6 protein-coding genes are annotated in these 6,140 nt (G+C 71.2%); 3 read left to right on the forward strand and 3 right to left on the reverse strand.

Annotation, left to right across the window (positions count from 1 at the left end; genetic code table 11):
• Nucleotides 1-1,162, reverse strand: a 1,162-nt coding sequence (gene ccrA / locus VF612_RS16165; protein WP_408660878.1) for a crotonyl-CoA carboxylase/reductase, incomplete at its 3' end; no start/stop codon positions are given.
• A gap of 117 nt (nt 1,163-1,279) precedes the next feature.
• Nucleotides 1,280-1,693: a methylmalonyl-CoA epimerase gene (mce, locus tag VF612_RS16170; protein WP_408660879.1), complete on the reverse strand. Its 414-nt coding sequence runs from the start codon at nt 1,691-1,693 to the stop codon at nt 1,280-1,282.
• Nucleotides 1,694-1,891: 198 nt separating this feature from the next.
• Here mce and VF612_RS16175 point away from each other — a divergent pair, with 198 nt between their 5' ends.
• Complete coding sequence (locus tag VF612_RS16175) at nt 1,892-3,097, forward strand: acetyl-CoA C-acetyltransferase (protein WP_408660880.1); 1,206 nt, start codon at nt 1,892-1,894, stop codon at nt 3,095-3,097.
• A 3-nt stretch (nt 3,098-3,100) separates the two neighbouring features.
• The gene (meaB, locus tag VF612_RS16180) at nt 3,101-4,075 is read left to right on the forward strand and encodes a methylmalonyl Co-A mutase-associated GTPase MeaB (RefSeq protein WP_408660881.1); all 975 of its coding nucleotides are present in this window, start codon (nt 3,101-3,103) and stop codon (nt 4,073-4,075) included.
• 65 nt (nt 4,076-4,140) lie between these two features.
• Here the strand turns inward: meaB and VF612_RS16185 are convergent, their stop codons facing one another.
• The gene (locus tag VF612_RS16185) at nt 4,141-5,049 is read right to left on the reverse strand and encodes a helix-turn-helix transcriptional regulator (protein ID WP_408660882.1); all 909 of its coding nucleotides are present in this window, start codon (nt 5,047-5,049) and stop codon (nt 4,141-4,143) included.
• Between the two features lie 162 nt (nt 5,050-5,211).
• On the opposite strand from VF612_RS16185, the gene VF612_RS16190 reads away from it, so the two are divergent.
• Nucleotides 5,212-6,140: zinc-binding dehydrogenase (locus VF612_RS16190; RefSeq protein ID WP_408660883.1), on the forward strand; the 929-nt coding region annotated here is incomplete at its 3' end.

A 6,140-nucleotide genomic window follows, 5' to 3' on the forward strand; every position in this document is an offset into this window, starting at 1 on the left:
GATGGATCGCGCCGCGGGCGATCAGCCGGTTGGCCTCCCAGGACTCCCGGTAGTTGGCGAAGTGCGAGCCGATGATGCGCTTGAGGTTCATCCACAGGTAGCGGTTGTCGTACTCGTGCAGGTAGCCGCTCGTGGAGGCGCAGGTGACGATCGTGCCGCCCCGCTTGGCGACGTAGACCGAGGCGCCGAAGGTCTCGCGGCCGGGGTGCTCGAAGACGATGTCGGGGTCATCGCCGCCGGTCAGCTCCCGGATCCGGGCGCCGAGCCGCTTCCACTCCGACTGGTCCTGGGTCTGCGGGTCCTTCCAGAACTGGTAGCCCTCGGCCGAGCGGTCGATGATCAGCTCGGCGCCCATCCGGCGGCACAGCTCCGCCTTGTCCGGCGAGGACACCACGCACACCGGGATGGCGCCGCCGTTGAGCGCGTACTGGGTGGCATAGCCGCCCAGGCCACCGGAGGCGCCCCAGACCAGCACGATGTCGCCCTGCTTCATCTGGGCGCCGTTGTGGCTGACCAGCTGCCGGTAGGCGGTGGAGTTGACCAGCCCGGGCGAGGCGGCCTCCTCCCAGGTCAGGTGCGCGGGCTTGGGCATCAGCTGGTTGGACTTGACCAGGGCGAGCTCGGCCAGCCCGCCGAAGTTGGTCTCGAAGCCCCAGATCCGCTGCTGCGGGTCCATCATGGTGTCGTCGTGGCCCTGGGGCTCCTCCAGCTCCACCGACAGGCAGTGCGCCACCACCCGGTCGCCCACCTGCCACCGCGACACCCCGGGCCCGGTCCGCAGCACCACGCCGGAGAGGTCCGAGCCCACCACGTGATAGGGCTGGTCGTGCTTGCGGGCCAGTTCGGAGCTGCGGGCGTAGCGGCGCAGGAACCCGAACGTCGACACCGGCTCGAAGATCGACGTCCAGACCGTGTTGTAGTTGATCGCGCTGGCCATCACCGCGATCAGCGCCTCGCCCGGGCCGACCTCCGGCGTGGGCACCTCCTGCAGGTGCAGCGACTTGCGCGGGTCCTTGTCCCGGGTGCTGAGGCCCTGGAACATCTCGGCCTCGTCGGCGAGCACCACCACGCCGCGGTAGCTGTCGGGAACCGGCAGCCCGGCGAGCTCCGCGAGCGACTCGGACCCGCTGTCAGCGTTGACGGCGGCACGTATCTGGTCCACGGCGAAACCCTTCGGCAAGAACGCGGCGGGTGCAACGGTGCGAGCAGGTTACTGACGGGTAGCGCTTTCGGTCCGGACGTGGTGACCGGTTCCACACCCCGGCGGCCCGGCCAGCCGCTAGGAAGCGGGCTCCACCAGCTCGATCAGCACGCCCCCGGCGTCCTTGGGGTGGACGAAGTTGACCCGGGAGCCGGCGGTGCCGCGCTTGGGCTGGTCATAGAGCAGCCGCAGCCCCTTGGCGCGCAGCTCGGCGCTGACCGCCTCGACGTCATCGACGGTCCAGGCCAGCTGCTGCATGCCCGGGCCGTTGCGGTCGAGGAACTTGGCGATCGTCGAGCTGTCGTTCAACGGCGCCAGCAGCTGGATCCGGCTGGAGCCGTCGCCGACGGCCAGCATCGCCTCCCGGACGCCCTGCTCGGCGTTCACCTCCTCGTGCACGCTGAGGATGCCGAAGGTGTCGCGGTAGAAGGCGATCGCCTCGTCCAGATCCGCGACGGCGATCCCGACATGGTCGATCCGCAGGATGGTCATGGCTCATGGTGGAGGCTGGCCGCCCCTGAGGAAAAGGGGCAGGTGGTGCGACTCATACCAATCGCAGGATGGCTCTGGCCGGTCAGCTCGATATTGTGGAGGTACTGTGCCGCGGCCGCCCACCGTTCACCCCATGGGCGGGGCCCGTGGCATTCGGGCGGCAGGTCGGCTGCCCGACCGCAGCTGTAGGAGGACCGTATGTCAACCACTTCGGTGATCGTCGCAGGCGCCCGCACGCCGATCGGCAAGCTGCTCGGCTCGCTCAAGGACTTCTCCGCCGCCGAGCTCGGCGGCCTGGCCATCAAGGCCGCCCTGGAGAAGGCCGGCGTCGCCCCGGACCAGGTCCAGTACGTGATCATGGGACAGGTGCTCACCGCCGGAGCGGGGCAGATCCCGGCCCGGCAGGCCGCGCACAAGGCAGGCATCCCGCTGACGGTGCCGGCGCTGACCATCAACAAGGTCTGCCTGTCCGGCATCAACGCCATCGCCCTGGCCGACCAGCTGATCCGGGCCGGCGAGTACGACGTGGTGGTGGCCGGCGGCCAGGAGTCGATGTCCCAGGCCCCGCACCTGCTGCCCAAGTCGCGCGAGGGCTTCAAGTACGGCGCGGTGGAGATGCTCGACCACATGGCCTACGACGGCCTGTGGGACGCCTTCACCGACCAGGCGATGGGCAGGCTGACCGAGGCCGCCAACAGCGGCGACTCGGAGTTCAGCCGGGCCGAGCAGGATGCCTATGCCGCCCGCAGCCATCAGCTGGCGGCGGAGAGCTGGAAGAACGGCGTCTTCGACGACGAGGTGGTGCCGGTGCTGATCCCGCAGCGCAAGGGCGACCCGCTGGAGTTCCGGTACGACGAGGGCATCCGGGCCGACACCACCGTCGAGACGCTGTCCCGGCTGCGGCCGGCGTTCGGCCCGGACGGCACCATCACGGCGGGCTCGGCCTCGCCGATCTCCGACGGCGCCACCGCGGTCGTGGTGATGAGCAAGGCCAAGGCCGAGGAGCTGGGCCTGAGCTGGCTCGTCGAGATCGGCGCGCACGGCACGGTTGCCGGGCCCGACTCGACCCTGCAGCACCAGCCGGCCGAGGCGATCCAGGTCGCGGTGGCCAAGGAGGGCATCACGGTCGCCGACCTGGACCTGTTCGAGATCAACGAGGCGTTCGCCGCGGTCGGGCTGGCCTCGGCCAAGGTCCTGGACGTGCCGGCCGAGAAGGTCAACGTCAATGGCGGCGCGATCGCCATCGGCCACCCGATCGGGGCGTCGGGCGCCCGGGTCATCCTGCACCTGGCGCTGGAGCTGCAGCGCCGTGGCGGCGGGACCGGGGTGGCGGCGCTGTGTGGCGGCGGGGGCCAGGGCGACGCCCTGATCCTGCGGGCCCCCCGGCGTACGAGCGCGGCCTGATCGGTGGTCTCCAGGCGGCGGAATGTCGACATCGCCGACCTCGTGGAACGGGCGAGACAGGCCGATCCGCGTTCCGTCGCCAGGCTGATCTCCCTCGTCGAGGACGGCTCGCCGGCGCTGCGCGAGGTCGCCGAGCGGCTGATGCCCTTCACCGGGCATGCCCAGGTGGTGGGCATCACCGGCTCGCCGGGGGTGGGCAAGTCGACCTCCACCTCGGCGCTGGTGGGCGCGCTGCGGGCCGCCGGCAAGCGGGTGGCGATCCTGGCGGTCGACCCGTCCTCGCCGTTCTCCGGCGGCGCGCTGCTCGGTGACCGGGTGCGGATGCAGGACCACGCCACCGACCCGGGCGTCTTCATCCGGTCGATGGCCACCCGCGGCCACCTCGGTGGGCTGGCCGCCGCGGCGCCCCAGGCGTTGCGGGTGCTGGACGCGGTCGGCTGCGACGTGGTGCTGATCGAGACGGTGGGGGTCGGCCAGTCCGAGGTTGAGGTGGTGCAGCTGGCCGACACCACCGTGGTGCTGCTGGCGCCGGGAATGGGCGACGGGATCCAGGCGGCCAAGGCCGGCATCCTCGAGATCGCCGATGTCTTCGTGGTGAACAAGGCCGACCGGGACGGCGCCGATCAGGTCGCGCGCGACCTGCGGTACATGCTGTCCCTCGGCGGCAAGCATTCCGAGGCCGGCGCCTGGCGTCCGCCCATCGTCAAGACCGTGGCGGCCAAGGGCGAGGGCATCGAGGACCTGGTGGCCGCCATCGACAAGCACCGGGACTGGCTGGCCGGCACCGGGGAGCTGCAACGCCGCAGGCAGGCCCGGGCCGGGTCGGAGATCGAGGCGATCGCGGTGGAGACCGTGCGGCGCCGGTTCAACGAGATCCACGGCGCGGCCGCGCTGGACGAGCTGGCCGCCCGGGTGGCGGCCGGCCGGCTGGATCCGTACGCCGCGGCCGACGAGCTGGTTGCCTCGCTGCCGGTCTGAGACGCGCATTTCCAGCGCTCACGACGGGGCGCGGGTGTACTCCTCCTCGGTGACGAGGGCTCCTTCTAGTGCTCGTTCCGCGGGACCTGCCTGGGGGCCGTAGCCGCCTCAGCCGGCGCGGCCCACGATGCGAGGAGGCCGAGCCGCTCGGCGGACGGCGATCCGGGCTCGGCCGTGTAGATGAGGAGCACGAGGCCGGGTTCGGCGGTGATGGCGAGCTCCTCGTAGGCGAGAGTGAGCTCGCCGACGACGGGGTGGCGGAACCTTTTGGTGCCGCTGCCGTGGGTGCGGACGTTGTGGTCGGCCCACAGCCGTCTGAACGTCTCGCTGCGCGTGGAGAGCTCGCCGACGAGATCTTGAAGGCCGCGGTCGTGCGGGTCCCGGCCGGCCTCAGCCCGCATGATGCCGACGCACATCTCGGCGAACAGGTCCCAGTCGGGGTAGAAATCGCGCGAGGCGGGGTCGAGGAACTGGAACCGGGCCAAGTTCGGGGTGCGGCCACCGTCGCCGAGGACGGGTGAGTAGAACACTCGGCCGAGGGTGTTGGTAGCGAGAAGGTTCTGGTGCGGGTCGCGGACGAACGCGACGCCGTCGGTGATGGCCTCCAAGGCCCACTGCAGGCTCAGCCGGGAGACGGCCTTGGCTGGGGCGCGGCGCCTGGCCCGACCGGAAGTGGGGATGCCGTCGGCGGCGCGGGCGAGGTCGAAGAGGTGGGCGCGTTCGGTCTCGTCCAGTCGCAGCGCCCGGGCGAGCGCTTCGAGGACGCCGGACGAGGCGCCGGCGATCTGACCCCGCTCGAGGCGGGCGTAGTACTCGACGCTGAGACCTGCCAGGGTCGCGACCTCACTGCGCCGAAGTCCCGGAACCCTTCGGCTTCCGGTGGCTGGCAGCCCGGCCTGGTCCGGGGCGATGCGAGCGCGACGGGTGGTGAGGAACTCACGCACCTCCTGGCGAACGTCATGGCGGTTGTCCACGTCTTCGAGCGTAGGCCGCGCTGAGTCGGCGTCCGAGCGATGAGGGGTTCCCTGCCAGTGCACCCATCGACAGTGCCTTCCTCCCGTCCTCGGTGGCGGGTTCACTCGATGCCGTGGGGACGACTGCCCCACGAACGAGAACTAGGAGTAGGAGCGCCTGCGATGCGTCAGGTTGTCATGTACGGGCCCGGTGACGTCCGGGTCGAGGACCGCGAGGACCCGAGGATCATCGAGCCGACGGACGCGATCATCCGCCTGTCGGCAACCTGTATCTGCGGCAGCGACCTGTGGCCCTACCGCGGCGCCGAGCCGGTCGACCACCAGGTGATGGGCCACGAGTACGTCGGCGTGGTCGAGGAGGTCGGCTCCGAGGTCCGCACCGTCAAGGCCGGCGACTTCGTCGTCGGGTCCTTCTGGGCCTCGGACAACACCTGCGAGATCTGCCAGGCGGGCTACCAGGCCTACTGCGTGCACCGCGTGCTCATGGGGACCCTCGGCACCCAGTCCGAGCTCGCCCGCATCCCGCTCGCCGACGGCACCCTCGTCGCCACCCCGGGCATGCCCGACCCGGACCTCATCCCGTCCCTGATGGCGGCCTCCGATGTGCTCGGCACCGGTTGGTTCGCCGCCGTGGCTGCGCAGGCCGGCCCCGGCAAGACGGTCGCGGTCGTCGGTGACGGCGCGGTCGGACTCCTCGGCATCCTTGCCGCGAAGCAGCTCGGCGCCGAGCGCATCATCGCGTTCAGCCGCCACCCCGACCGCCAAGCGCTGGCCCGCGAGTTCGGCGCCACCGACATCGTCGAGGAGCGCGGCGACGACGGCGTCGCCAGGGTCAAGGAGCTCACCGGCGGGCTCGGAGCCCACTCGGTCATCGAGGCGGTCGGCACCCAAGAGGCGATGATGCAGGCCATCCACTCCACCCGGCCGGGCGGCCACCTGGGCTTCGTCGGCGTCTCCCACGACGTCGCGATCCCCGGCGGCGACCTGTTCATGGCCGGTCTCCACATCCACGGCGGCCCGGCCCCCGTCCGGCAGTACCTGCCCGAGCTGATCCAGCTCATCTGGGACCGCAAGATCGATCCCGGCAAGGT

The organism is Jatrophihabitans sp., assembly GCF_036388195.1.
In the GTDB taxonomy this organism is placed as follows: Bacteria; Actinomycetota; Actinomycetes; order Mycobacteriales; family Jatrophihabitantaceae; genus Jatrophihabitans_A.